The organism is Billgrantia endophytica, assembly GCF_002879615.1.
Classification (GTDB): Bacteria; Pseudomonadota; Gammaproteobacteria; order Pseudomonadales; family Halomonadaceae; genus Halomonas; species Halomonas endophytica.
This window is the reverse complement of sequence record NZ_PNRF01000037.1, coordinates 36,617-61,535: the sequence shown is the minus strand read 5'-3', so window position 1 is coordinate 61,535 and position 24,919 is coordinate 36,617. Positions and strand designations below refer to the sequence as shown.

24 protein-coding genes are annotated in these 24,919 nt (G+C 64.4%); 21 read left to right on the top strand and 3 right to left on the bottom strand.

Going from position 1 to position 24,919, the window contains the following annotated elements; genetic code table 11:
• Positions 1 to 59 precede the first annotated feature (59 nt).
• Positions 60 to 1,469, top strand: a complete 1,410-nt coding sequence (locus tag C1H69_RS17705) for an MBL fold metallo-hydrolase RNA specificity domain-containing protein (RefSeq protein ID WP_102654703.1) — start codon at positions 60 to 62, stop codon at positions 1,467 to 1,469.
• A gap of 18 nt (positions 1,470 to 1,487) precedes the next feature.
• Here C1H69_RS17705 and C1H69_RS17700 read toward each other — a convergent pair whose 3' ends face one another.
• The gene (locus C1H69_RS17700; RefSeq protein ID WP_102654702.1) at positions 1,488 to 2,189 is read right to left on the bottom strand and encodes a hypothetical protein; all 702 of its coding nucleotides are present in this window, start codon (positions 2,187 to 2,189) and stop codon (positions 1,488 to 1,490) included.
• 312 nt (positions 2,190 to 2,501) lie between these two features.
• Between C1H69_RS17700 and C1H69_RS17695 the strand changes: the two genes are divergently transcribed.
• The 8 genes from C1H69_RS17695 (at position 2,502) to C1H69_RS17660 (ending at position 9,872) form a co-directional block, all read left to right on the top strand.
• Positions 2,502 to 3,368 (top strand): MBL fold metallo-hydrolase, encoded by an 867-nt coding sequence (locus C1H69_RS17695; protein WP_102654701.1) that lies wholly within the window; start codon positions 2,502 to 2,504, stop codon positions 3,366 to 3,368.
• Between the two features lie 248 nt (positions 3,369 to 3,616).
• A complete protein-coding gene (locus C1H69_RS17690; RefSeq protein ID WP_240609992.1) occupies positions 3,617 to 4,090 on the top strand; it encodes a DsrE family protein in 474 nt (157 codons plus the stop codon).
• 25 nt (positions 4,091 to 4,115) lie between these two features.
• The gene (locus C1H69_RS17685; RefSeq protein WP_102654700.1) at positions 4,116 to 4,307 is read left to right on the top strand and encodes a YgaP family membrane protein; all 192 of its coding nucleotides are present in this window, start codon (positions 4,116 to 4,118) and stop codon (positions 4,305 to 4,307) included.
• A gap of 166 nt (positions 4,308 to 4,473) precedes the next feature.
• A complete protein-coding gene (locus tag C1H69_RS17680) occupies positions 4,474 to 4,833 on the top strand; it encodes an ArsR/SmtB family transcription factor (protein WP_102654699.1) in 360 nt (119 codons plus the stop codon).
• 33 nt (positions 4,834 to 4,866) lie between these two features.
• On the top strand, positions 4,867 to 7,485 hold the full coding sequence (locus C1H69_RS17675; RefSeq protein ID WP_102654698.1) for an efflux RND transporter permease subunit: 2,619 nt from the start codon (positions 4,867 to 4,869) through the stop codon (positions 7,483 to 7,485).
• 1 nt (position 7,486) lies between these two features.
• Complete coding sequence (locus tag C1H69_RS17670; protein ID WP_102654697.1) at positions 7,487 to 8,314, top strand: outer membrane lipoprotein-sorting protein; 828 nt, start codon at positions 7,487 to 7,489, stop codon at positions 8,312 to 8,314.
• A 2-nt stretch (positions 8,315 to 8,316) separates the two neighbouring features.
• Complete coding sequence (locus C1H69_RS17665; protein WP_102654696.1) at positions 8,317 to 9,639, top strand: hypothetical protein; 1,323 nt, start codon at positions 8,317 to 8,319, stop codon at positions 9,637 to 9,639.
• Between the two features lie 38 nt (positions 9,640 to 9,677).
• Complete coding sequence (locus tag C1H69_RS17660; protein ID WP_102654695.1) at positions 9,678 to 9,872, top strand: YgaP family membrane protein; 195 nt, start codon at positions 9,678 to 9,680, stop codon at positions 9,870 to 9,872.
• Between the two features lie 46 nt (positions 9,873 to 9,918).
• Here C1H69_RS17660 and dsbG read toward each other — a convergent pair whose 3' ends face one another.
• Positions 9,919 to 10,677, bottom strand: coding sequence for a thiol:disulfide interchange protein DsbG (gene dsbG, locus C1H69_RS17655; protein ID WP_102654694.1), 759 nt, complete (start codon positions 10,675 to 10,677; stop codon positions 9,919 to 9,921).
• 94 nt (positions 10,678 to 10,771) lie between these two features.
• Between dsbG and nrdR the strand changes: the two genes are divergently transcribed.
• From nrdR to lon, 9 genes are all read left to right on the top strand, one after another.
• The gene (gene nrdR / locus C1H69_RS17650; protein ID WP_102654693.1) at positions 10,772 to 11,263 is read left to right on the top strand and encodes a transcriptional regulator NrdR; all 492 of its coding nucleotides are present in this window, start codon (positions 10,772 to 10,774) and stop codon (positions 11,261 to 11,263) included.
• Between the two features lie 38 nt (positions 11,264 to 11,301).
• Positions 11,302 to 12,438 (top strand): bifunctional diaminohydroxyphosphoribosylaminopyrimidine deaminase/5-amino-6-(5-phosphoribosylamino)uracil reductase RibD, encoded by a 1,137-nt coding sequence (gene ribD, locus C1H69_RS17645; RefSeq protein WP_102654692.1) that lies wholly within the window; start codon positions 11,302 to 11,304, stop codon positions 12,436 to 12,438.
• Positions 12,439 to 12,633: 195 nt separating this feature from the next.
• Positions 12,634 to 13,791 (top strand): bifunctional 3,4-dihydroxy-2-butanone-4-phosphate synthase/GTP cyclohydrolase II, encoded by a 1,158-nt coding sequence (gene ribBA, locus C1H69_RS17640; protein ID WP_102654691.1) that lies wholly within the window; start codon positions 12,634 to 12,636, stop codon positions 13,789 to 13,791.
• Between the two features lie 53 nt (positions 13,792 to 13,844).
• Positions 13,845 to 14,351: a 6,7-dimethyl-8-ribityllumazine synthase gene (ribH, locus tag C1H69_RS17635; protein WP_102654690.1), complete on the top strand. Its 507-nt coding sequence runs from the start codon at positions 13,845 to 13,847 to the stop codon at positions 14,349 to 14,351.
• Positions 14,348 to 14,854 (top strand): transcription antitermination factor NusB, encoded by a 507-nt coding sequence (gene nusB, locus C1H69_RS17630; RefSeq protein ID WP_102654689.1) that lies wholly within the window; start codon positions 14,348 to 14,350, stop codon positions 14,852 to 14,854. Before ribH ends, nusB begins: the two co-directional genes overlap by 4 nt.
• 11 nt (positions 14,855 to 14,865) lie before the next feature.
• Positions 14,866 to 15,819, top strand: coding sequence for a thiamine-phosphate kinase (gene thiL, locus C1H69_RS17625; protein ID WP_102654910.1), 954 nt, complete (start codon positions 14,866 to 14,868; stop codon positions 15,817 to 15,819).
• Positions 15,816 to 16,289 carry a phosphatidylglycerophosphatase A family protein gene (locus C1H69_RS17620; protein WP_102654688.1) on the top strand — a complete coding sequence of 158 codons (474 nt, stop codon included), beginning with the start codon at positions 15,816 to 15,818 and terminating at the stop codon, positions 16,287 to 16,289. The genes thiL and C1H69_RS17620 overlap by 4 nt, the downstream gene beginning before the upstream one ends.
• 42 nt (positions 16,290 to 16,331) lie before the next feature.
• Complete coding sequence (locus C1H69_RS17615) at positions 16,332 to 17,570, top strand: DUF945 family protein (protein ID WP_102654687.1); 1,239 nt, start codon at positions 16,332 to 16,334, stop codon at positions 17,568 to 17,570.
• A gap of 81 nt (positions 17,571 to 17,651) precedes the next feature.
• A complete protein-coding gene (lon, locus tag C1H69_RS17610; protein WP_102654686.1) occupies positions 17,652 to 20,087 on the top strand; it encodes an endopeptidase La in 2,436 nt (811 codons plus the stop codon).
• Between the two features lie 56 nt (positions 20,088 to 20,143).
• On the opposite strand, the gene C1H69_RS17605 is transcribed toward lon, so the two are convergent.
• On the bottom strand, positions 20,144 to 20,884 hold the full coding sequence (locus C1H69_RS17605; protein WP_165789525.1) for an SDR family NAD(P)-dependent oxidoreductase: 741 nt from the start codon (positions 20,882 to 20,884) through the stop codon (positions 20,144 to 20,146).
• A 117-nt stretch (positions 20,885 to 21,001) separates the two neighbouring features.
• On the opposite strand from C1H69_RS17605, the gene C1H69_RS17600 reads away from it, so the two are divergent.
• From C1H69_RS17600 to C1H69_RS17590, 3 genes are all read left to right on the top strand, one after another.
• The gene (locus tag C1H69_RS17600) at positions 21,002 to 21,994 is read left to right on the top strand and encodes a TAXI family TRAP transporter solute-binding subunit (protein ID WP_422666910.1); all 993 of its coding nucleotides are present in this window, start codon (positions 21,002 to 21,004) and stop codon (positions 21,992 to 21,994) included.
• A 62-nt stretch (positions 21,995 to 22,056) separates the two neighbouring features.
• Positions 22,057 to 23,868 carry a TRAP transporter permease gene (locus tag C1H69_RS17595; RefSeq protein WP_240609991.1) on the top strand — a complete coding sequence of 604 codons (1,812 nt, stop codon included), beginning with the start codon at positions 22,057 to 22,059 and terminating at the stop codon, positions 23,866 to 23,868.
• A 464-nt stretch (positions 23,869 to 24,332) separates the two neighbouring features.
• The gene (locus C1H69_RS17590) at positions 24,333 to 24,878 is read left to right on the top strand and encodes a hypothetical protein (protein WP_102654684.1); all 546 of its coding nucleotides are present in this window, start codon (positions 24,333 to 24,335) and stop codon (positions 24,876 to 24,878) included.
• The last annotated feature ends 41 nt before the right edge of the window (positions 24,879 to 24,919 follow it).

Here is a 24,919-nt window from a genome sequence, read left to right as displayed (position 1 = left end):
ACGCCGGCTTCCAGTATGCTGGAGGCATCTATCATAGATGCGCAAGGATCCAGCCCTTCATGTCGACATTGACCTTCCTGGGTGCCGTGGGAGAAGTCACCGGCTCACGTTATCTTCTTGACGTTGACGGTAACGACCGTTCCCATAAATTGCTGCTGGAGTGCGGCCTCCATCAGGGCGGGCCGGATGCTGACCAGGCCAATGCCACGCCCTTTGGCGGGTTGGCCAGATCCCTCGACGCGGTCGTGATCTCCCATGGTCATCTGGACCATGCGGGCCTGTTGCCGAAGCTGGTACGCGAAGGCTACAGCGGGCCGATTCACTGCACGAACGACACCCGCGACCTGATGGAAATCATGCTGGTGGATGCCGCTTTCGTGATGGCCAAGGATATCGAGTGGCAAAACAGATGGCGCAAGAAGGCCGGCAAGCCGCTGATCGAGCCACTTTATGAGCTGGCCGACGTGGAACGCACCCTGGCGCTGTGTCGCACCCACGCCTATGGACAGCCGGCAACGCTACCTGGCGACGTGACCCTGATCTATCGTGACGCCGGCCATATCCTCGGTTCCGCCATCGTCGAGCTCAACGTACCCTCGGGCGGCCGCCAGCGTCGGCTGGTCTTCTCCGGCGACCTTGGCAACCCAGGCTCGGTGCTGATGAAAGATCCGGAGCGTATCCAGGATGCCGACCTGGTTCTGATGGAAAGCACCTATGGCGACCGGGACCATCGTCCCCTGGAAGACACCATCGATGAATTCGCTCGGGTCCTGGAAGAGGCCCATGCCGCCGGGGGTAACGTTCTGATCCCCGCCTTCGCGGTAGGGCGCACCCAGGAAATCCTTTACCACCTGAGCGTATTGCACCATGAAGGGCGCCTGAAACAGCGGCTCGTCTTTCTCGACAGCCCCATGGCGATCCGCGTGACGGAGCTCTACAACAAGAAGCGCAAATCGCTCAACCGGGATGATATCAAGACGCTCAACGTCGTGGCGCAGGGCGATCCCAGCCAGTACCTCCCGGGGCTGCGTCTGACACGCAGCGTCGAGGAGTCAATGGCGATCAATCGCATCCACGGCGGGGCGATCATCATCGCTGGGGCCGGCATGTGCAATGGTGGCCGTATCCTGCACCATTTCCGTTACAACCTGGCCAAGGCCAGTACCCGGGTCATCATTGTCGGCTTTCAGGCGGCGGGCACTCTGGGACGCCAGTTGGTCGACGGGGCCGAGCGGGTCAAGGTCTTTGGCGAAGAGCTGGCCGTCAAGGCACGGATACACACCATTGGTGGCTTCTCCGCCCACGCCGGCCAGCGCGACCTGGTGGCCTGGGCTGGCGCCTTTCGCAATGCGCCGCGGATCTATCTGGTACATGGCGAGCCGGGGGCACAGCAGCGACTGCAGGAAACACTGGCCGAAAGTGGCATCGAGGCCGGGATTCCCGGCTATGGGGAGCGGGTGACGCTGTAGCCTGGAAGATGTATTCGGCTAGAAGGTGTATTCGATGCCGATCAGTGCCACGGGAAGGACGTTGTAACGGTTGAGTTCGTCGCGTAGCTCCTCCTCGGCCTGGCGGCGTTCGCTTTCGATGATCTCGTCGATCACGCCATGGCCGGTCTCGGTGATGTCACCAGCGGGGGTCAAACTGACCCTGGGGTTGATATACACCGCGCCCAGTTCGCCGAATACGCCAAAGCCGGTATCGCTGGTCTTGCGCCAGCCGATGCCGAGATAGGGTTGGACGGTGCGGGTCGAGAGTTCCGCGTCGCCTTCGAGCCTGGCGACGCTGTCGACCACCTCGGGGGGCAGGCCGCCGCCGCCGCCATTGTCGACGCCATCACCGCGGTACAGGGCGCGCAGGTCGAAGTCGTAGTCCGGCCGCATGATGCCGGCCGAGATGAAGAAACCGCGCTGCGGGAAGGGGTAGTAGTCCAGGGTCAGGGCGAATGTGTGGATATCGACATCGCCTTCGTAGAGATAATCACCACTACTGTGATCGTAGTTGTCGTAATCGAAGTAGCCGTAGGCACCGGAAAGCGCGAAATGGTCACTGAATCGCCAGCTGGCGCTAGGACCGATGCCGATGGTGCCCGCCTGGATACCAAGTGAGACGTTGCCGTGGGCATGGACGGAACCGGTGGCGAGGCATGACAGGACGACGAAGCAGGCACTGCGTAAGGGGAAGCGCATGGCAACATTCCATGTTTTGAAGCTGGTTTTTTGAAGCCAGGCATCCAGTATCGTCTATTTGACCGACGGTTACCAAGATGCCATGGCCCTTGGTCATGACCCATCCATGATGCCCTTCGGCGCCGCCCACCGGATGGTGTCACCGCTCCCCGGCGGTGGCGCCATTTCTCGTTGGATGGCGTCTTCATTCATGACAGAGTCGGGGGGGCATGCGAAACGTCATATATAGCATAGTGGTCTATTCTTATAACGTTTTATTGGCTATGCTGTACCCCTATCCGGAAGCAACGACACCGACGGAGACCGCTTCCCATGACCAACCCCATCGTGACCCACTTCTTCGACGAACCCACCAACACCTTCAGCTACGTGGTGCGTGACCCGGACAGCAAGACCTGTGCGATCCTCGACTCGGTGCTCGACTTCGACTACGCCGCCGGGCGCACCGACGTGCGCTCCGCCGACGAGATCATCGCCTTCGTACAGGTTAATGAGCTGGAGGTGGCGTGGATCCTCGAAACCCACGTCCACGCCGATCACCTCTCCGCCGCGCCCTATCTGCACGAAAAGCTGGGCGGCAAGACCGGCATCGGCGCCAGGATCGTCGAGGTGCAGGAGATCTTCGGCAAGGCGTTCAATGCCGGCACCGAGTTCGCCCGCGACGGCAGCCAGTTCGACCGGCTGCTCGAGGAGGGCGATACTTTTTCGATCGGCAACCTCGAAGGGTACGTGCTGCACACCCCGGGCCACACACCGGCCTGCCTCACCTATGTGATCGGTGACGCCGCCTTCGTCGGCGACACCCTGTTCATGCCCGACTACGGTACCGCCCGCTGTGATTTTCCCGGTGGCGACGCGCGTACCCTGTTTCGTTCCATCCAGAAGGTGCTGGCGCTCCCCCCGGACACCCGTGTCTTCCTGTGCCATGACTACAAGACACCGGAGCGGAACGAGTACCGGCACGAGACCACCGTGGCCGAGCAACGCAAGCATAACGTGCATGTCCATGAAGGCATCAGTGAGGAAGCGTTCGTCAAGATGCGCACCGAGCGCGATGCCACCCTCGATATGCCGCGCCTGATCCTGCCGTCGGTACAGGTCAACATGCGCGCCGGCCACCTGCCTCCGGCCGAAGACAACGGTCAGGTCTATCTCAAGGTACCAATCAACAAGTTCTGAGAGCCGCCGCGAATCCCGGGCACCATGATCCTGCACGAGTAGGCCGAGCCGCCTTTGTGGGTCATCTTGGCTGCGGCCGCCGATCGTCCTGCTGATGGCGATGGTGTTGGGCTGGCGCCTGCCCGGGCGCGCGACTGCGACAACTTGTCGTATGGGCAGCGTCGCATTATCATTATATAAATTTATATAATGATAATGTTTCCGTGTCCAAGGACCGCCATAGCAGCAGGTAAACGAGGAGATAGGCAATGAAAATCAAGAAGCTTCTGGTCACGTCAGCGGCCGCTGGCGCCATGGCGCTGGGCGGGATCGCCGTAGCGGACAGCCATGGTCGCGGCGAGGCGAGCGACAAGGCACTGGTAATCCTGACCAGCGACTCGCTGCAGACCCAGGGCATGGCCATGATTCTCTCCAACGCCATGCAGCAGCAGGGCACGGAACTGTCGATCCTGCTGTGCGATGCGGCTGGGGAACTGGCGGTCGAGGGCTATGCCAGCGCCGGGGCGATCGCCACGCCCCCAAGCAACCCGGCCGGCCAGGTCAAGCCCGAAGGCATCCTGCAGATGCTGATGGACAACGGGGCCAGCGTGGATGTGTGCGCCATCTACCTGCCCAACAGCGAGCATGACGAGAGCGATCTGCGTACGGGTGTCGGCGTGGCCGCACCCGGGCCCATTGCCGAGATGATGCGCGACCCGGCCATTTCGGTCTTTGGTTTCTAGCGTCACTTTTTCAGGAGCAAGCGATATGCAAAGCAACGTGGGCGGAATCGATAAAATCCTGCGCATCGTCGTGGGGGCAACGCTGATGTTACTCGCCCTGGCCGGCATGATCGGGCCGTGGGGCTGGATCGGGGTGGTGCCGCTGGTCACCGGCCTGTTCAACTTCTGCCCGGCCTACCGGCTGTTGGGCGTCAGTACCTGCAAGCTGAGGAAATAGCCGCACGCAGCGGGCGAACGGATGGTCGGCAAGGCGAAAGACGAAAGGCGGTAGGGGCAGGGGGAGTGCACGGGTCAAGCGGTGTCTTTGCATCTAATATTATATAACTTAATATAATGTTTTTTTTGCATATCGAGCGGTGCCATGCCGCAAAGGAGCCCGACCCATGCCGGATACCTCGCAACTGGATATCAACGAAATGCGTGACGCCGCCGCTGCGGCCACCGGGCTGCTGCGCGCTCTGGCCCATGAGGATCGCCTGCTGCTGCTGTGCCAACTCAGCCAGGAGGAACTCTGTGTCAGCGACCTGGAGGCGCGGCTGGGGATTCATCAACCCAGCCTTTCCCAGCAGCTTGGTGTGCTGCGCAAGCAGGGGCTGGTCGCCACGCGGCGTGAAGGCAAGCACATCTTCTATCGCATCGCCGATGGCAAGGCGCTGGCCTTGCTGCAGGTGCTTTACACCCAGTTCTGCACCCAGGCCGAGGCGGACGGGCCGATCACCCGCACGGCGGAATTTAACGACTGATGCCTTCATCGCGCTTATCGGAGACATGCTCTCATGGGAGAGACAATTGCACGGTTCAGTATACGGCGTCACCGCTGGGTGTTTGGGTCGGTACTGGCGTTGGTGGTGGCGCTGGGCGCCTGGATCCCGCACATCGCCATCGATACCGACCCCGAGAACATGCTTGCCGCCGAACAGGCGGATCGAGTCTTCGATGCGAGCATCGATGAGCGCTTCGACCTTTACGACACCATCGTGGTGGGGCTGGTCAGCGAGCGTGCCGACGTGGGCATCTACCACCCGGAGTCGCTGGCCGGGCTGCATGCCCTGACGCGGCGTATCCAGGCCATGGAGGGCGTGGTGGCCAACGAGGTGATGTCGCTGGCCACCGTCGACAATGTCGAGCAGGTGGTGCCCGGCATCATCAGCTTCGACTGGCTGATGGATAGCCCGCCCGAGACGCCCGAGGCCGCCGCCGAACTTCGCGCGGCGGTGGAGAGGCTGCCCATGTTCCTGGGCTCGCTGGTCTCGGAGGATGGCCGGGCGGCCGGCATCTTCGTGCCCATCGAGGACAAGAACGACAGCCACCGCATCGCCACCCGGATCGCAACGGCGGCGGCCGAACTTGGCCTTGCGGAGGCGGTGCATATCACCGGGCAGCCGGTGGCGCAGGACACCTTCGGTGTGCAGATGTTCGAGCAGATGGCGATCTCGGCGCCGCTGGCCGGGCTGCTGATCTTCGCCATCATGGTGTACTTCTTCCGCAGCGTGCCGCTGGTGATGGCGCCCATGCTGCTGGCCATGGCCACCGTGATCGCCACCATGGGCCTGCTGATAGGCCTGGGCTACACCGTGCACATCATGAGCTCGATGATCCCGATCTTCCTGATGCCCATCGCCGTGGTGGATTCGGTGCACGTGATGTCGAACTTCTCCGACCGCTACCGGCAGGGCCGCGACCCGCGCCAGGTGATGGCGGAGGTGATCCAGGAACTCTACAAGCCGATCGTCTTCACTTCGTTGACCACCAGCGTCGGCTTCGCCTCGCTGATACTCTCGCCGATTCCGCCGGTGCAGGTGTTCGGCGCCTTCGTGGCCTTCGGCGTGCTGCTGGCCATGGTGCTGAGCCTGACTTTCCTGCCGGCCTACGTCGCCGTGCTGCCTGCCCGCACCATCGATCGGATGGTGGCACGGGTGCACCGCCATGAGCGCGAGGGCTCGGGGGGCGACTGCCGGCTGTGCCGCTTCGTCGCCGCCGTTGGCCGGCTGGCGGCCCGGCACGGGCGGGCGCTGCTGGTACTCTTCCTGCTGCTGCTCGGCGTGGCCGTCTACGGCATCACCCAGATCCAGATCAACGACAACCCGACCCGCTGGTTCAAGGCGAGCCACGACATCCGCATCGCCGACCGCGTGCTCAACGCGCATTTCGCCGGTACCTACGAGGCCTACCTGGTGCTCGAGGACCGTGCGGGTGGCGACCTGGCGTCGCAGCTCGCCGCCCAGGCCGAGCCGGTGCTGGTCGAGGCCCGCGAGGCCGGCGTGGATCTGCAGGACGACTGGCGGCGCCTGCTGGCCGAGAGCCGCGGCGACAATGCCCGGGCTACCCTGGACAACCTGATGTTCGCCATCGACGACCGCCTCTTCGAGGTGGACGCCGACGAGGCCCGCCAGTGGGAGCGCCTGCTGGCGGTGGCGGAGACGCTGAGCAGCGAGGCGCTGACCTTCCAGAATCCGGAGATCCTGCGCTACCTGGCCGACCTGCAGGCCCACCTGGAGATGGGCGGCTACGTCGGCAAGGCCAATTCCCTGGCCGACCTGGTGCGCACCGTCAACCGTGAGCTGGTCAGCGGCGAGGCGGCCGACTTTCGCATTCCCGACAGCGCCGCCGGCGTGGCCCAGGCGATTCTCAGCTACCAATCGTCGCACCGACCCGGTGATCTGTGGCACTTCGTCGCCGACGACTATCGCTCGGCCAACGTCTGGCTGCAGCTTCCCAGCGGCGACAACCAGGACATGCAGCGCGTGCTCGACGCCGTCGACGCCCATGTCGCCGCCAATCCGCTTCCCGAGGGCCTGGCGCTGGAGTGGGCCGGCAGCACCTACATCAACCTGGTGTGGCAGGGCGAGATGGTCGAGGGGATGTTGCTGGCGCTGCTCTCCGCCTTCGCCGTGGTGTTCCTGATGATGATCGGCCTGTTCCGCTCCTTCTGGTATGGCCTGCTCGCCATGCTGCCGCTGACCTTCACCGTGTCGTTCATCTACGGCGTGATGGGGCTGTTCGGCAAGGACTACGACATGCCGGTGGCGGTGCTCTCGGCGCTCAGCCTGGGGCTGTCGGTGGACTTCGCCATCCACTTCATCCAGCGCCTGCGTGAAGCGGTGACCGAGGCCGGCGGCGACTGGCGCGAGGGGCTGTCGCGGGTGTTCGAAGAGCCGGCCCGTGCCATTACCCGCAATGCCATCGTCATCGCACTGGGCTTCACGCCGCTGCTGGTGGCACCGCTGGTGCCCTACGTCACCGTAGGCATCTTCCTGGCCGGCATCATGGCCGTGTCCGCCGTGGTCACCCTGCTGATGCTGCCCGCCGTGGTTGCGACCTGGCCACGGCGCTTCTTTGGCAAGACCGCCGCCGTGGCGCCCGATGCGGGTTCCGCCATCGACAAGGAGGCTTGAGATGAACCTGTCCCGACTGTTTCGACACCTCTGCGCTGCCCGCCACGCCCTGTTGACCGGAGGGGGCGCCCTGGCCCTGGCTTTGATCACCGGCAGCGCGCAGGCGCAGGCGCCCGATGTCACCGAGATCGTCGAGCGTGCCAATCAGGCGTCGTTCTACGCCGGTAACGATGGGCGCAGCGAGGCGCGCATGCGCATCATCGATGGAAGCGGCCGCGAGCAGGTGCGCCAATTCACCCTGCTGCGTCGCAACGGCGAGGCCGGGCGTCAGCGCTACCTGGTAGCCTTCAGCCGGCCCACCGATGTGCGTGGCACGGTGTTCCTGGTGTACAAGAACCCCGGCGCCGATGATGACCGCTGGCTCTACCTGCCAGGGCTCGATCTGGTGCGGCGCATTGCCCCCGGCGACAAGCGTACCAGCTTCGTCGGCTCCCACGTCTTCTACGAGGACGTTTCGGGCCGCCATCTGGAAGACGACACCCACGAACTCATCGAGACCACCGCTGAGCACTACGTGGTAAAGAGCACGCCCAAAAACCCCGGCAGCGTCGAGTTCGCCGAATTCACCACCTGGATCGACCGTGACACCTGGCTGCCCATGCGCAGCGAATATGCCCGCGACAGGCGCGTCTATCGCCGCATGACGATCCAGGAGGTACAGCAGATCGACGGCTATCCCACTGGCACGCGCATGCTGATGGAAGACCTCGACTCCGGCGGCCATACCTTGGTGGAGTTCCGCTTCAGCGCCTATGACCTGGGCATTCCCGAGTCGGTGTTCACCGAACGCTCGCTGCGCAACCCGCCGCGGCAATGGCTGGAGCGGTAGTGATGAAACGCTGGTTCGGCAGGCAGCGGCAGCGTCATGTGGCGGCGGGGCTGCTGGCCCTGCTGGCCGCCTCACCGCTGGCTGCCCAGGACGAGGAGTGGGCCGGCGACTGGGATGACGATCCCTGGGGCGAGGAGGCCTCGGCCTTCTCCTGGTACGGCTTCGTCGAGGGCGCGGGCGCCTGGCGCACGCGCAGCAACCCCGCCATCGGCGACGACATGACGCTCGAGGAACTGCGCCTGCAGCTCGAGGGTGAGTACCGGGCCGACTGGGGCACCGTCAGCGTCAAGGCGGATGGCGTGGCGGACGGGGTCGAGGGAGAGTTCACCGGCGAGGTGCGCGAGGCGATGGTGAACTTCTCGCCCGCCGAGCGGCTCGACGTGCGCCTGGGGCGTCAGGTGCTGACCTGGGGTACCGGCGACCTGCTGTTTCTCAACGACCTTTTCCCCAAGGACTGGCAGTCGTTCCTTGCCGGTCGCGACGACGACTACCTCAAGGCGCCCAGCGATGCCGCGCGCTTCAGCTGGTATGGCGAGGCGATCAATCTGGATGTCGTGGTGACGCCCCACTTCGAGCCCGACCGCTACGTGGACGGCTCGCGGCTCAGCTATTACGATCCGGCGCGCGGCACGGTCGTCGGCGCACCCCCCGCGCTGGCCGCCGACGCGCCCTCGCGTACGGTCGACAACGCCGAGCTGGCACTGCGCCTGTACGGCCTGGCTGGTGCCCAGGAGTGGGCACTCTACGCCTACCGCGGCTTCTTCGGCCAGCCCACGGCCTTCGACCCCGAACGCGGCGTGGCCACCTTTGCCCGGCTCAACAGCCTGGGGGTCAGTCTGCGTGGCCCGTTCAAGGGTGGCATCTATCACCTGGAGACGGCCTGGTACGACTCCGCCGACGACCGCGACGGGAACGATCCCGACGTGCCCAACGGCGAACTGCGCTTGCTGGTCGGCTACGAGCGCAAGATGGCCACCAGCTTCACGGTGGGCACCCAGTACTACCTGGAGTGGCTGCAGCACTACGACGACTACGCCACCAGCCATCCGTTCGCGGCCGATGCGCGGCGTGACGAGCTTCGCCACCTGGTGACCCTGCGCCTCTCCTACCGGATGCTGCGCGACAACCTGGTCCTCGGGGTCATGAACTTCTATTCGCCGAGCGACGAGGATGCTTTCCTCCGGCCCACCGTGACCTGGCGCTACAGTGACAACCTGCAGTTCAACGCCGGTGCCAACCTGTTCACCGGACAGCGGGACAGCACCTTCTACGGGCAGTTCGAGGCGAACTCCAATGTTTTCCTGCGCGCCCGCTACAGCTTCTGAGTTCCGCCCGTGCGCGGGCATTTCCAAGGAGAACGACCATGACCATCGATGAAGCCCTTCGTCTGATCGCCGGCACCTTCGTGCTGCTCTCCGTCCTGCTCGGGTACTTCGTGCACCCTGGCTGGTTACTTTTCACCGGCTTCGTGGCTCTCAACCTGATGCAGTCCGCCTTCACCCTCTGGTGTCCGATGATGACCATTCTGCGCAAGGCGGGCCTGCGCGAGACACGCTGAGCCCGGCGTTCCCCACCCGGACAGGTGTTGCCCTGGGGCTTGACCGTCAGGGGCGCGAGCCGCCCATGGCCTGCAGCATGCGCTCCTCGCTGGGCATGCCGTCCACCCGCTCGAGACGACCGTCGTGCTGGAACAGCGTCGTCGGCGTGGCATAAAGGCCAAGCTCATCGAAGAGCTGGTTGTTGCGGTAGACCTGATCCTCGACCTCGCGAGGCTGGGCGGCGGGCTGGATGTCCTCCCCACTGCCGCTATGGGCGTGCAAGGCGGCCGCCGGGTCGTCGGCGCCCAGCAGGGCGGCCGCCTTGGCCGGGCTGTTCTGTTGCAGAATGCCGACCATGATATGGCGCAACTGCACCTCTCCGGCCTCGACCCAGGGCCGCGCCTGCTCCCAGAACCGGCGACAGTAGGGGCAGTTGGGGTCGGTGAAGGTATAGAGCACCCGTGGTGCATCCGCGTCGCCGTCCTGGATCCAGTGGCTATTCTCGAGTCTTTCCCAGGCGGCGAGCTCCTGTGGTGCACGCACCAGTTCGTCCAGCGCGGCCTCGGAGAGGTCGTTGCCCTCGGCATCGACCATGGTACCCACGATGGCATGCTCGCCATCGGGGGTCAGGTAGAGCGCCATCTCGCGGCCCTGATGGCTGGCGGCGTACCCGGTGAGCCCTCCCGGTGCCTCGAATTCACCATGGATCTCGAGCCCCTGATCGGCCAGGGCGCCGACCGGCGCCGGCCACTGGTCGTCGGCGATTGCGGACGAGGCGACCAGGCAGAGTAGACTGCCAGTGAGCCGGAGAGACGGATTGCACATGGGAAAATCCTTCCATAAGCCGTTACAATGGCGTGATCGTCAACCGGATGATGGCCTGAAGGCATGCCGTCGTCCATCCTGATGGACCATCGAGATGCATTGCCCCTTTTGTGGCGCCCATGATACCCGCGTGACCGACTCCCGCCTGGTGGCAGAGGGTGATCAGGTGCGTCGTCGTCGCCAATGCACCGCCTGTGGCGAGCGTTTCACCACCTACGAGACCGCCGAACTGGTGATGCCCCGAGTGGTCAAGGCCGACGGCTCCCGCGAAACCTTCGATGAACAGAAGCTGCGGGCCGGCATGCTGCGGGCGCTGGAGAAACGCCCGGTCAGCGCCGAGTCCATCGAGGCGGCTGTGGAGCGCATTCGTCAACGGCTGCGCGCCAGCGGTGAGCGTGAAATCCAGGCCCGTGACATCGGCGAAGCGGTGATGCAGGCGCTCAAGCGTCTGGATCAGGTTGCCTTCATTCGCTTTGCCTCGGTCTACCGCCGCTTCCAGGATATCGACGAGTTCCGCACCGAGATCGATCGCCTTTCCCGGGAACCGGGCTTTCCGCCGGGAACCGTCGACGATGGTGATCGCTGAGTACCCGCTTCATTCTCTTACCATTCCCGGGGTTCGATATGGCCAAGCCGACCGCCGCCGCCTGGATGGCCCGAGCACTTGAACTGGCCCGGCGTGGCCTCTATACCACGGCCCCCAACCCGCGCGTCGGGTGCGTGCTGGTCAAGAACCATCGCCTCGTTGGCGAAGGGTGGCATGAGCGTGCCGGTGAGCCTCATGCCGAGGTTCATGCACTGCGGATGGCCGGAGACGCCGCCCGGCGCGCCACGGCCTATGTGACCCTTGAGCCATGCTCCCATCAGGGCCGCACCGGCCCCTGCGCCGTGGCCCTGATCGAGGCCGGGGTGAAAAAAGTGGTCATGGCCATGACGGACCCCAACCCCCAGGTGGCTGGCCGTGGCATCGCCATGATGCGGGAGGCCGGAGTCGAAGTGGAAGTGGGGCTGCTGGAAGAGGAGGCCCGGGCGCTCAACCCCGGCTTCATTTCCCGTATGACCCGACACCGTCCCTTCGTGAGACTGAAGATGGCCATGAGCCTGGACGGGCGCACCGCGATGGAATCCGGCGAGTCGCAGTGGATTACCGGGCCCCATGCGCGGGAAGACGTACAGCGGCTGCGGGCACGCTCCAGCGTGATCCTGACCGGTGTCGATTCCGTCATCTTCGACAACTCCCGCCTGACGGTCAGGGCGACCCGACTGGGGGTGGACAACGCCGAAGCCATCGCCACGCGCCAGCCCCTTCGTGTCGTGGTCGATACCCAGCTGCGCCTGCCGCTGGCCGCGGCCTGTCTGCGTGAGCCTGGCCGCACCCTGGTGGTGACCGTGCCTGGCCATGATCCGCATCGGCGCACTCGTCTGGAAGAGGCGGGTGCCGAGGTGCTGGTGGTGCCGGCGGGCGAGCATGGCCGTGTCGAGCTGCATGCGCTGCTGCGTTACCTGGCCGAACAGGAACTGGCCAACGAGGTGCTGCTGGAAACCGGGGCGACCCTGGCGGGCGCCATGCTGGATGCGGAACTGGTGGACGAGATGCAGCTGTTTGTGGCACCAACCCTGCTGGGCGGCGAGGCTCGTCCCTTGTTCGCCCTGCCGGGGCTGACCCGCATGGCCCAGCAGCGGCCGCTCGAGATTCTCGATATACGCGCCGTAGGTCGGGATTGGCGAATCACGGCGCGGCCGGAACGCAGGCAGGAGTGAGCCGTCGCTTCCTGTACGATGAGCCCCGGGGCGGCCTGTTTGTGGGTGGGGCCTGCGCCGCGCCAAGGTGTTCGATACTGGCGCCCGACGCCGCGCCAAGGTACCCTGACGCCCATTCGAGGCGGGGCGTCGACCTTTGGCTACGCCCCTGTTGCAAAACGGCGACGCCTTCCACGCTGATCATTCGGAGTTTCCATGGTGAAATCTTCCCACGGGGGCCTGGCTCCCATCGAAGACCTGATCGAGGACATCCGTCAGGGCAAGATGGTGATCCTCATGGACGACGAGGATCGTGAGAACGAAGGCGATATCATCATGGCCGCCGAAAAGGTCCAGGCGGAGCATATCAATTTCATGGCGCGCCATGCCCGCGGGCTGATCTGCATGCCGATGACCCGCGAGCGCTGCGAGAGGCTCAAGCTGCCGTTGATGGTGAGCGACAACGGTTCCGGCTTCGGGACCAAGTTCACCCTTTCCATCGAGGCGGCCGAGGGCGTGACCACCGGCATTTCCGCCGCCGATCGCGCCCGCACCGTACAGGTGGCGGCGGCCCGGGATGCCCGCGCCGAGGACATCGTCCAGCCCGGCCACATCTTCCCGCTGATGGCCGAGCCCGGAGGGGTGCTGCGCCGTGCCGGACATACCGAGGCAGCCTGTGACCTGGCGGCATTGGCGGGTTGCGACCCCAGCGGCGTCATCTGCGAAGTCATGAACGATGACGGCAGCATGGCCCGACGTGTCGAGCTCGAGCGCTTTGCCGCCGAGCACGACCTGAAGATGGGCACCATCGCCGACCTGATTCACTATCGCATCCACAATGAGCAGACGGTCGAGCCCGTGGAGTCGACCCCGGTTCACACTGCCGCGGGAGAGCTGACGCTTCATGTGTTTCGCGACCGCATCCAGGGGGCGCACCACGTCGCCCTGGTCAAGGGACGCCCGAGCCCCGAGATACTGACCACGGTGCGGGTGCACCTGGCGGATACCATGCGTGACCTTCTCGGCCTGCAGAAGGGAGAGAGCGGGAACTGGACGACCCATAGTGCGCTGGAGGAAATAGCGCGGGTGGACCATGGTGTCTTCGTGCTGCTTGATGATGGCCGGCCGCGCCAGGATTTTCGCGACCAGCTCGAAGTCTTCCTGGAACGCCGCCGCCTGCCGCGTACCAGTGATTCCGACGGTGCAGGCAACTATCTGACCATTGGTACCGGCTCGCAGATCCTGCGCCACCTGGGCGTGGGCCGCATGCGTCTGCTCAGCTCGCCATGGAAGTTCTCCGCCCTGTCCGGCTTCGACCTCGAAGTGGTCGAACTGATTGCTCCCGGCGGCAGCGAGGTTGCCACCGACGACTGAGTCGGCAGCCATACTCCGTAGAATCCCAAACCGATTTCAGCAGGAAATTCCCGATGCATACCCTGTCTCAACTGGAAGGCAACTTTGTCGATGTCGATGGTCGCTACGTGATCGTGGTGGGGCGCTTCAACCATCACGTGGTGGACAGCCTGGTGGAGGGCGCCGTGGACAGCTTGATTCGCCATGGTGTGGACGCCGAGCATATCGATATCGTTCATGTGCCGGGTGCCTGGGAGCTGCCGCTGGCGGTGAAGCGCGCCCTGCAGGTGGCCCGCCCCGATGCGGTCATCGCACTGGGTGCGGTGATTCGCGGTGGCACGCCGCATTTCGAATATGTGGCGGGTGGCTGCAATGCGGCACTTGGCAACCTGCAGCTAGAATTCGACACTCCCATCGCCAACGGAGTGCTGACGGTCAACTCCATCGAGCAGGCCATCGAGCGTGCCGGCACCAAGGCCGGCAACAAGGGTGCCGAGGCGGCCATGGCGGCCATGGAAATGGTCTCGTTGCTGCGTGGCTTCGACGATGCCGAGTCAACAAGTGACGGAGGCGAACGATGAGCGCATCTCGCCCTCGACGCACGCCGTCGGCGGGGCAGCAGGCGCGGCATGCGGCCCGTGAACTGGCCGTGCAGGGTCTCTATCAATGGCAGATGACAGGTAAGTCCATCTCGGCCGTGGAGGCGGAATTTCGCAGCCAGCTGCCTGACGATGACATGGAAGACCACGAGAACTGGGCAAAGGTCATGCAGATAGCCGACCTGGCGCTGTTCCATGAACTCCTGCACAACGTGGCGCGCTTCCGGGGCGACCTGGACGCCGCCATTGCGCCGTTGCTGGACCGCCGTCTGGAAGAGCTCGACCCTATCGAACTGACCATCCTCCGTCTCGGCGCCTATGAGCTTTCCAGGCGACTGGACGTTCCCTACCGGGTAGTCATCAACGAAGGGGTCGAGCTGGCCAAGTCCTTCGGTGCTACCGATGGCCACAAATATGTCAACGGGATCCTCGACAAGCTGGCCGCCCGGTTGCGCAGTGCCGAGGTTGGCGCGCGTCGCCGCTGAAGGTGCCAATGGTGGCCAGTGAATTTGAACTGATCGCCCGTCATTTCACGCCTGTCGTATCCGGTTCTCGAACCGGGGTGTGCCTGGGCGTGGGAGACGATTGCGCTCTGCTGACGCCCCGTGCCGGGCAGCGGTTGGCGATCAGCGTCGACACCTCGGTAGTGAATGTCCACTTTCCCGCCGACGCCCCGCCCGAAGCCATCGGTCACCGGGCGCTGGCGGTGAGCCTCAGCGACCTGGCGGCCATGGGGGCCGAGGCGCGATGGTGCCTCATGGCACTGGCAATCGCCGACGCCGATGACGACTGGCTTGCCAGCTTTGCCCGTGGGTTTCACGAGCTGTGTGCCGCCACCGGTACGACACTGGTCGGCGGTGATGTGACCCGGGGAGAACTGGCCATCGGTGTCACCGTCATGGGTGAGGTGCCGAGTGGGCAGGCCCTGACCCGTGACGGGGCCCGGCCCGGCGACGTATTGGCCGTGACCGGCGCGCTGGGCGCGGGCGCGGGCGGTCTTGCACTGTGGCAGCGAGGCGAGCGAGACATGGCCCATCCGTTGCTGATGCGCTATCTGCGCCCCCAGCCCAGGCTGGAGGCAGGGCGTGGACTGCTCGACCTGGCCAGCGCAGCCATCGACGTTTCCGACGGGTTGCTGGCCGACCTGGGCCATGTGCTGAAGGCGTCCGGGGTTGGTGCACGAATGGAAGTCGACTCGGTGCCGATGGCTGCGGGGCTGGTCGAGGCGCTGGGGCCGGATGCGGCCCGCCGGGCCGCGCTGGGCGGAGGAGACGACTATGAACTGCTGGTCAGTCTTCCCCCCGACGCCATGGACGAGGCGGTGCGTCGCCTGGCCAGCCAAGGGCTGGCCCTGACCCCGATCGGGCGGGTCACCGCCGATCCCGGCCTGGCGGGAGTGGGCGAGATCGGCCCGCACGGGTGGCAGCATTTCCATGGGGGTGCGTCATGAATCGCGCGCCTCAGAGCGTCTGGCGGCGCCCCGTCCATTTCTTTGCCTTCGGCCTGGGCAGTGGAGCCGTGCCCTGGGCACCGGGGACATTCGGCACTCTGGCGGCCATTCCCTTCTACTGGTTGATGTCCGAGCTGCCCCTCTCGTGGTACATGATATTGGTGGGCATTTCCTTCATGGTGGGGGTCTGGCTGTGCGACAAGACCTCGCGTGACCTCGGGGTTCACGATCACTCGGGTATCGTCTGGGATGAATTCGTCGGCTATTGGATCACCATGGCCGCCGTTCCCTTTTCCTGGGAGGCAGCGCTGTGGGGCTTCATCCTCTTTCGCATCTTCGATGTCTTCAAGCCGTGGCCAATCCGCTGGGCGGACCGCCGGGTGGCAGGCGGCTTCGGAATCATGATCGACGACGTGCTGGCTGGCATCTATGCCTGGAGCACGATGCATCTATGGCTTTGGCTGCACTGAATCAGGGATAGTCAAGGAAACGACCGACAAGGAGGCGGAGCTATGCGCAAGGAACGTCTCATCGTCCCGCTACTGGTGATGTTGTTGCTGTGCTGGCTGGTGGGGCAGGCGATCTCCAGCTATTTCTTCGAGCGGGAGATGCAGCGAATGCTGGCGGACCTGGAAGCCAGGGGCGAGTTGGCAGTGGAGCGGTCCGAGGTGGAGCAGGGGTGGTGGACCTCGACCGGCCGCATTCACCTGGCCCCCCTGTTCGGCGAAAGCTGGCAACTGGAGTTGAGCTACCGGGCTCGCCACGGCGTGCTCAGCACCCACCTGGACGGCGAGGCATTACTACGTCATGGTCCTGAGGGTACACGGCTTTTCGGCGACTCCCTGCTTTCGTCTCCTCCTCTCTGGGAGGCAAGCTACCATACCCTCACCGGCGAGTTGAACGGCGCGCTTCAGCTCTCTCCCCTGCGTGTCACCCAGCAAGGCCGTGAGCTCGTCTTCGATGGCGGCCGGCTTCGCTTCAGCGGTGAACAGGGCGACTGGCGCCTTCATGCCAAACTTCAAGCCTGGCGGTTGACCGATGGGGTGGCCCGCCTGGAGGTCGGCCCCTCCACGCTCAACAGCCATTACGCCTATACCGAAGGCGCCCATGCCTTTACCCAGGAAGATCGGCTGCGGGTCGAGTCACTGACCTGGCACCAGCCCCAGTTGGAGCTGGACGTGCACAACCTCCTGTTGGCCAATCGTGTCGCGCTGGACGACCAGGAACTGCGGATGTGGCTGGACCTGGACCTTGGCGAAGTGCATACCGCGGGTCAGGTATTGCTGACCGGCCAGCTGGGAGCCGAGCTCTCGCGCCTGAACGCGGATGCGCTCAGAGAGCTCATGCTGCAGCTGCGCGGTTTCGCCGCCAGCGGTCATCATGGAGTCGGTCGGCACGACCTCCTGGCCCGACTCGAGCCGCAGCTGCTGCAGATCCTGCAGGACTCACCGCGACTCGACCTGCTGAGGCTCGAGCTCGACAGCCCGATGATGGGGTTGTCGGCCCGGATGGATGGCTCGCTTTTCTTCGATGGGCGGCGCCTCGATGAACTGAGCCTGGTCGGACTCGATGAACCTGCCGTGCTCGAACGCTGGAAGCGCCGTCTCGACGGTGATTTCACCTGGTATGACCTGCCCACCATCGCGGCCCTGTGGCTTGGCCTGCCATTGGATACCAGTACACTGGAGATCGATGTGGGGCGAGGGCAAGTGCGGGTCAACAGTCGGCCGCTGCCTCAACTGTGGCGGTAAATGCCCCGCCGACTTGAAGTTGTCCCTCTCCGCCCGCATTCCTCAGGACAGTGCGCCTTTTGGCTACAGGATGAGGATTCCATGAGCGAATACGATCAGGACGAGCAGAACTGGCAGATAACATGGAGCGACGAGTCGGAAGAGGCGTCGGGCTCCGAGGAGGAGATGGACGAATCCGCTAGCCAGGCCATGGTGCCGGCCAGCGAATACCTGCCCGAGCGCATCTACCTGCTGCCGATTCACAACCGCCCTTTTTTCCCCGCCCAGGTGCAGCCGCTGGTGATCAACCGCGAGCGCTGGGAGGAAACCATGCGGCTGGTCGGCAACACATCCCATCACACCCTGGGGGTGGCCTTCGTTGGTGATGCCCGCATCGACGACCTGACCCATGAGCACTTTCCCGAGATCGGTACCGCGGTCAAGGTCCACAAGCTCCAGGGTGAAGAACAGCAATTACAGTTCATCGCCCAGGGGTTGCGGCGTTTCAGGGTCCAGCGCTGGCTGTCGAAGACGCCTCCCTATCTGGTCGAGGTGAGCTACCCGCGCGAGCCGGTGGATGTCGATGAGGACGAGACCCGGGCCTACGCCATGGCGGTCATCAATGGCATCAAGGAGCTGCTGCCGATCAACCCGCTCTATGGCGAGGAGCTCAAGCACTACCTCAATCGCTTCAGTCCGCATGAGCCCGGGCCCCTGACCGACTTTGCCGCTGCCATCACCTCGGCCCGCGGCAAGGAATTGCAGGGGGTGCTGGAAACGCTGCCCGTCCAGACCCGAATGGAAAGGGTGCTGCCGCTGCTGCGCAAGGAGATCGATGTCGCACAGCTCCAGACGGAGATCAGCGACCAGGTCAATGCACAGATGCAGGAGCGGCAGCGGGAGTTCTTCCTGCGCGAGCAGCTCAAGGTCATCCAGCGTGAGCTGGGAATCTCCAAGGACGATCGCGAGAACGACGTCGATACCTTCCGCGACCGCCTCGAGGGGCTGGTCGTGCCCCCCAAGGTATTGACGCGGATCGAGGAGGAGCTCGACAAGCTCTCGGTACTGGAAACCGGCTCGCCGGAATATGGCACCACCCGCAACTACCTGGACTGGCTGACCGCGATGCCCTGGGGCGTGCACAGCGCCGACCAGCTCGGCCTCAGCCATGCGCGGGAAATACTCGATCGTGACCATGACGGGCTCAAGGACGTCAAGGAGCGCATCATCGAGTTCCTCGCCGAGGGCACGTTCAAGGGTGACGTGGGCGGCTCCATCCTGCTGCTCGTCGGTCCTCCGGGGGTGGGCAAGACCTCGATAGGGCGGTCCATCGCCGAAGCGCTGGGGCGGGAGTTCTATCGCTTCTCGGTGGGCGGCATGCGCGACGAAGCCGAAATCAAGGGCCACCGGCGCACCTACATCGGCGCGATGCCCGGCAAACTGGTGCAGGCGCTCAAGGAAGTGGAAGTGGAGAACCCGGTCATCATGCTCGACGAGATCGACAAGATGGGGCAGTCCTTCCAGGGCGATCCGGCGTCGGCCCTGCTCGAGGTGCTCGACCCGGAGCAGAACGTCGACTTCCTCGACCATTATCTCGACGTGCGCCTGGACCTTTCCAAGGTGCTGTTCGTGTGCACCGCGAATACCCTCGACTCGATCCCGGGACCGCTTCTCGACCGCATGGAACAGATCCGGCTTTCGGGCTATATCGCCGAGGAGAAGCTGGCTATTGCCAAGAATCACCTCTGGCCCAAGCTGCTCAAGCGCGATCGGATCCCGAAGAAGCGCATCAACCTGACCGAGGCGGCGCTCAAGCAGGTGATCGAAGGCTATGCCCGTGAGGCGGGGGTGCGCCAGCTCGAGAAGCAGCTCCACAGTATCGTGCGCAAGTCGGCGGTCAAGCTGCTGGAGAACGACCAGCAGTCGGTGAAGGTATCGGTGAATAACCTGGAGGAATTCCTCGGTGCCCCGCTGTTCCGTCAGGAACAGGTGCTCAAGGGCGAGGGCGTGGTCACCGGCCTGGCCTGGACCTCCATGGGCGGGGCGACGCTGCCCATCGAGGCCGGCAAGGTGCATTCACTGACCCGGGGCTTCAAGCTCACCGGGAAGCTAGGTGAAGTCATGCAGGAGTCCGCCAACATCGCCTACAGCTATGTATTGGGACATCTCTCCGAATACGGTGCCGATTCGGACTTCTTCGACTCCGCTTTCGTGCACCTGCATGTGCCCGAAGGGGCCACTCCCAAGGATGGTCCCTCGGCGGGGGTGACCATGAGCACGGCGCTGCTCTCGCTGGCGAAGCATCAGTCGGTACGGTCGCTGGCCATGACCGGCGAACTGACCCTGACCGGACAGGTGCTGCCGGTGGGCGGCATTCGCGAGAAGATCATCGCCGCCCGGCGCAGCAAGATCTTCGAGGTCATCCTGCCCGAGGCCAATCGGCGCGATTACGATGAGCTACCCGGCTTTCTCAAGGAGGGCGTCACGGTGCACTTCGCGAGGCATTATCAGGACGTGGCCAAGGTGGCATTCGGGTAGGCGGCCGAGATCGAGGCCCGCGCTCTTGCAGCCTGGCGTAGCGGCACGTCAGGCCGCTAACCTGGCTGACCCAGAGCGGCGCTGGCACCGCCATCGACGATCAGCGTGTCGCCGCTGATGAAGGTGTTCGAGGCCGAGGCAAGAAACACCGCGGCCTGGGCCACTTCGCTGGCCTTGGCGACACGCCCGAGCGGGGTGGCCGCCTGCCACAGGCGGCGCGATTCCGACTGAGCGTCCTGCATGCCCGCGCTGACGGGGCCGGGCGCCACGGCATTGACCAGGATGCCCTGGGGGCCAAGTTCGACGGCCAGGGCCCGGGTCAAGGCCAGGATGGCGCCCTTGCTCATGGCATAGGACGAACGCTCGGCGGTGGTGCGCAGGCCATGAGCCGATGCGATCGTCACGAGACGGCCGCCGCCGTTGGCGGTCATCAGCCTGGTGGCAGCCTGAAGCGCCAGGTAGGCACCGGTGACATTCACGGCCATGACGGCTTCGAGGTCGTGCCGGTTGACGTCGACGAAACGTTCTCGCCGGATCACCCCGGCGGCGTTGACGCAGGCATCCAGCCTGCCGCTTTCATCCGCCACGTTGGCGAAGGCTTGGTCGATGCTGGTGGAAGAGGCCAGGTCGCAGGACACGAAAGCAGATCGGTCGGGCCAGCGATCCAATATCGAGACGAGACGCCCTCGGCTGGCTTCAAGATCGAACAGATAGACGAAATCCCCCGATTCCAGCAGAGCCTCGGCGATTGCGCTGCCGATCCCTCCCGCCGCTCCCACCACCACTGTGATACGCATAGGCACTTCCTGGGTGTTCATTGTCGAAAAAATCGGCATTATAGGCCTTTGCGGAACGTTTCTTCATAACAACCGACATCGCTTAGCGATGCTGGACACCCCGAGGGAGATGTTTTCATGCCCCAAGCGACACGCCATTTCTCACCGCGCCCGCTGGCTCGAATCCTCATGCTGTCGGCTACGGCCGCCATACTGGGCGGTGCCGCGCTTTCCGCCCAGGCGGAAACACGCGTCACCTACAAGTCCGCTTCGGCAGGTACCGCCTATTACCAGATGGGTGTCGAACTCTCGGAGGCGATTCGCAAGGGTACCGATGGAGACATCGTGCTGACTCTGGAAGAGAGCCAGGGCTCCGTACAGAACGTCATGGAAGTCATGGCGCGGCAGGGTAACTATGTCTTTACCACGCCGCCTGGCCTGGTCACCCAGGCCCTGGAGGGAGAAGGGCCCTTTGCCGACCGCCAGAGCCCCCGGCTCCAGGAAATCCGCGGCCTGTTCCCGATTCCGGCGATCACCATGCACTTCGTCGTGGCCGGAGACGATGGTGTCGTCGCCATGGAGGATCTGGAAGACAAGCACATCCTGATCGGCCGGGGAACGTTCGGTGCCAACGAAGCCGAGCGCTACCTGGAGCTGTTCGAGATGATGGACAAGGTGCGTGTGGCCAGTGCCGGGATCGGCAGCGGCCCCGATGCCCTGAAGAATGGCCAGATCGATGCCTTCGTCACGGCGAGCTCCTTTCCCACGCCCAACGTGATAGAAACCGCTGCCAGCATGCCGGTCAGTCTGGTCAGCCTGACCGACGAACAGATCGTGCAGACCGGAGCGACACGGCAGACCATCCCTGGTGGCACTTACCCGGGCATCGACCAGGATGTCGAGACCACGTCGCTGCCGGTCATTGCCTATACCACGTCCGGCATGGATGACGAGACGGCCTACACCCTGACCAAGACCTTCTGGGAGCATCGCGATGGCATGGCACAGGAAACGGCCTGGTGGGGCAGTATCACCCACGACATGATCGGCAATATCGCCGGAACCCTGCATCCCGGGGCCGTCCGCTACTACGATGAAGCCGGTATCGACATTCCCGACGAACTGCGTTAATCCCCCTTGGGGTCCGGCTCCCTCGTGAACGGGGAGCCGGACCCCGATCGTAAGGCTGCCCTATGTCCCTTGCTTTCTCTTCCTCACCGGCGACAAACGAGGCCGCTGGTAGTGGCCTGTTACGCGTGCACCCTGCCTGGGTGGTGCTGGGTGCCATCACCGTCGTCTTCCATCTCGGATTGATCTTCTACGGCCTGACGCCGGCACTCGTCAGCCGGCCAATCCACATGGCCCTGGCCTTGCCGTGGATCCTGATCCTCGCCGCCCGTACCCCTTTCGAACGCTGGAGCGGCTGGTTGCTGACCCTGCTCGGCATTGCCGCCTGTGGCTATATCGCCTTCAACGAAGAGGCGCTGTCGAACCAGTATGGCTTCATCGACACGCACCTGCAGATGGTCATCGGTGTCTTTCTTATCGGACTGGCCCTGGAGACGGCCCGTCGGGCCATCGGCTGGCCGCTGCCACTGGTGGCTGTGGCGGCGCTGGCCTACGCGGTGTTCGGCGAGCACATCCCGGGCCAATTCGGTCATCCGGGGCTACCGATGCAGAGCTTCGTCGGCACCCTGACCATTGCCGAGGGCGGCCTGTGGGGCTCGCTCACGGGGGTCAGCGTCGGCGTGGTGGCGATCTTCGTCATCTTCGGCGCGGTGCTGAATGCCGGTGAAGCCGGCCAAGGCTTCATGAACATGGCCAGCGCCTTTGCCGGCCGGTTGACCGGCGGAGCTGCCAAGGTATCGGTGATCTCATCGGCCCTGATGGGTTCGATCTCCGGCTCCGCCTCGGCCAACGTGGCATCCACCGGTGCGATCACTCTCCCCACCATGGTGCGGCTGGGCTATCCGCGTTCCCTGGCGGGTGGCGTGGAGGCGGTGGCCTCATCCGGCGGTCAGATCATGCCGCCCCTGATGGGGGCCGGGGCCTTCGTCATGGTCGAACTCACCGGCACGCCCTACACCCAGATCATGGCGGCGGCGATGCTGCCGGCGATTCTCTACTTTGCCACCGTCTGGGTGGGGATCAACGCCTACGCCACCCACCATGACCTGCGGCCCATGGCCGAAAGCGACAGGCCCAGCGGCAAGGAGGTGCTGATCACCTCGCTGTTCTTCGCCGTGCCTTTCGTCATCCTGTTGGAGCGCATCTTCCTGGGTGGATACACGCCCCAATATGCGGCGAGCCTGGCCATTTTCGCGGGCATGGCGCTCCTGTTCTTCGATGTGACGCTGTCGTTCTCGCTACGGGGCTTCGCCACGCGAATGGCCGACGCCGTGGTGACGGCGGGTCGACAGGTGGCGATGATCGGCGCCATCATCATCTGCGCCTCGCTGGTGATCGGGGTGCTCTCGTTGACGGGGCTGGGGGTGAAGATCACCTCGGGTATCCTCTCGCTGTCCAACGAGATGCTGTGGCCGGCGCTGCTGCTGACGGCGCTGGCCTGCCTGGTGCTGGGCATGGAGGTGCCGACCACTGCAGCCTACGTGATCTGCGTCTCGGTGGCCGGCCCGGCGCTTACCGCCCTGGGGTTGGAGCCGCTGCTGGCCCACCTGTTCGTATTCTGGTTCGCGCTGCTGTCGACCATCACGCCGCCGGTATGCGGCGCGGTCTTCATCGCCGCCGGCATGGTGGGGGAGAACTGGCTCAAGGTGGCGCTGAAGGCGATGGCGCTGGGCATCGGTCTCTATATCATCCCATTGGGCATGATCGCCAACCCCGATGTCATCCGACTGGCCTCCGATCCCTTCGGCGCGGTCTTCTATGCGCTGAAGATCGCTATTGGCCTGACCGGCATCTCCTACGGAGTGATTGCCCGGCGAGCGGCCTGGCTGCGCATACTGCTGGTCATCGCCGGGGCGCTGGTGATCTTTGCGGTGTAAGCAACAGTGCGGCGTGGCAGGAAAATTTAGCTGTAGGAGGACGATTTATCGCACGACTGGCGCCGAAGGCGCCTCGGCGGGAGCCGCTGTGGTTGGCGGCGATTGCCAGTCCTGGCAACACCGCGGTCGTGAGCTGAAGCTTCCTCCTACAAGATGGCAATTGCCTGCCATGGCAGGAAAAGCCAGCTGTTGGAGCGCTGGTTCCCATCGCGACTGGCGCCGATAGGCGCCTTGGCGGAGGTGGCAAGGCCGGTGGTTATCGCCAGCGCTGGCGACACCGCCAGGAGTCCTTCGGCCTCCAGTCGTGAGCTGAAGCTTCCTCTTACAAGATGGTAATTGCCTGCCATGGCAGGAAAAAACAGCTGTTGGAGCGCTGCTTTGCATCGCGACTGGCGCCGGTAGGCGCCTTGGCGGCGGGGAGCTGCAAGGCCAGTGGTTATCGAAGAGTACTGAGGAGAAGAGAGATGATCTTTGCCACGCTGGGGCCCGAGGGAAACAACCATGTCCTGGTACTGAGCCGCTATCTCGATGCGCGCGGTCCCGCCGATGCCGAGGTTAGGCTGTTCGATGATTTCCCGGCGGCTTTCGCCGCACTGGTGGCAGGGGAGGTGGACAGGGTACTCCAGTGCACGGCTCACTTCAGCCACGCCGACTGCGTCGGCCGCCACATGCATCGCGCCTTTCCGGTGAACGCCTTCGTCGCCGGCAGCCATCCACTGGCGCTGCTGGCACGGCGCGATATCGCCGAGCCTCGCCAGGTGGCACGCCAGCCGGCCACCCGCTACTACACCGACCTCACGGTCTTCGAAGAGGAGATCGACGCGCCCACCACCGTGGCGGTGGCCGAGGGGCTGGTGGCGGGGCGTTTCGAGGCAGGCATCTGTGCCAGACATGCCCTGGAACGGCACCCAGACAAGCTGCGCCTTATCGAGGAGTTGGGGCCGGCGCTGGACGTCTGGGTGCTTTACGGCACCCAGATGCTCCCCGACGGCAGCCCGCTGTTACTCTAGCCGCCACGCCCAGTGCATGACAGAATCTGCTGATCCTGGAC

Coding starts and splice junctions, on each gene's coding strand:
- C1H69_RS17705 (WP_102654703.1), top strand. CDS start 60: ATGTCGACATTGACCTTCCTGGGTGCCGTGGGAGAAGTCACCGGCTCA.
- C1H69_RS17700 (WP_102654702.1), bottom strand. CDS start 2,189: ATGCGCTTCCCCTTACGCAGTGCCTGCTTCGTCGTCCTGTCATGCCTC.
- C1H69_RS17695 (WP_102654701.1), top strand. CDS start 2,502: ATGACCAACCCCATCGTGACCCACTTCTTCGACGAACCCACCAACACC.
- C1H69_RS17690 (WP_240609992.1), top strand. CDS start 3,617: ATGAAAATCAAGAAGCTTCTGGTCACGTCAGCGGCCGCTGGCGCCATG.
- C1H69_RS17685 (WP_102654700.1), top strand. CDS start 4,116: ATGCAAAGCAACGTGGGCGGAATCGATAAAATCCTGCGCATCGTCGTG.
- C1H69_RS17680 (WP_102654699.1), top strand. CDS start 4,474: ATGCCGGATACCTCGCAACTGGATATCAACGAAATGCGTGACGCCGCC.
- C1H69_RS17675 (WP_102654698.1), top strand. CDS start 4,867: ATGGGAGAGACAATTGCACGGTTCAGTATACGGCGTCACCGCTGGGTG.
- C1H69_RS17670 (WP_102654697.1), top strand. CDS start 7,487: ATGAACCTGTCCCGACTGTTTCGACACCTCTGCGCTGCCCGCCACGCC.
- C1H69_RS17665 (WP_102654696.1), top strand. CDS start 8,317: ATGAAACGCTGGTTCGGCAGGCAGCGGCAGCGTCATGTGGCGGCGGGG.
- C1H69_RS17660 (WP_102654695.1), top strand. CDS start 9,678: ATGACCATCGATGAAGCCCTTCGTCTGATCGCCGGCACCTTCGTGCTG.
- dsbG (WP_102654694.1), bottom strand. CDS start 10,677: ATGTGCAATCCGTCTCTCCGGCTCACTGGCAGTCTACTCTGCCTGGTC.
- nrdR (WP_102654693.1), top strand. CDS start 10,772: ATGCATTGCCCCTTTTGTGGCGCCCATGATACCCGCGTGACCGACTCC.
- ribD (WP_102654692.1), top strand. CDS start 11,302: ATGGCCAAGCCGACCGCCGCCGCCTGGATGGCCCGAGCACTTGAACTG.
- ribBA (WP_102654691.1), top strand. CDS start 12,634: ATGGTGAAATCTTCCCACGGGGGCCTGGCTCCCATCGAAGACCTGATC.
- ribH (WP_102654690.1), top strand. CDS start 13,845: ATGCATACCCTGTCTCAACTGGAAGGCAACTTTGTCGATGTCGATGGT.
- nusB (WP_102654689.1), top strand. CDS start 14,348: ATGAGCGCATCTCGCCCTCGACGCACGCCGTCGGCGGGGCAGCAGGCG.
- C1H69_RS17620 (WP_102654688.1), top strand. CDS start 15,816: ATGAATCGCGCGCCTCAGAGCGTCTGGCGGCGCCCCGTCCATTTCTTT.
- C1H69_RS17615 (WP_102654687.1), top strand. CDS start 16,332: ATGCGCAAGGAACGTCTCATCGTCCCGCTACTGGTGATGTTGTTGCTG.
- lon (WP_102654686.1), top strand. CDS start 17,652: ATGAGCGAATACGATCAGGACGAGCAGAACTGGCAGATAACATGGAGC.
- C1H69_RS17605 (WP_165789525.1), bottom strand. CDS start 20,884: ATGCGTATCACAGTGGTGGTGGGAGCGGCGGGAGGGATCGGCAGCGCA.
- C1H69_RS17600 (WP_422666910.1), top strand. CDS start 21,002: ATGCCCCAAGCGACACGCCATTTCTCACCGCGCCCGCTGGCTCGAATC.
- C1H69_RS17595 (WP_240609991.1), top strand. CDS start 22,057: ATGTCCCTTGCTTTCTCTTCCTCACCGGCGACAAACGAGGCCGCTGGT.
- C1H69_RS17590 (WP_102654684.1), top strand. CDS start 24,333: ATGATCTTTGCCACGCTGGGGCCCGAGGGAAACAACCATGTCCTGGTA.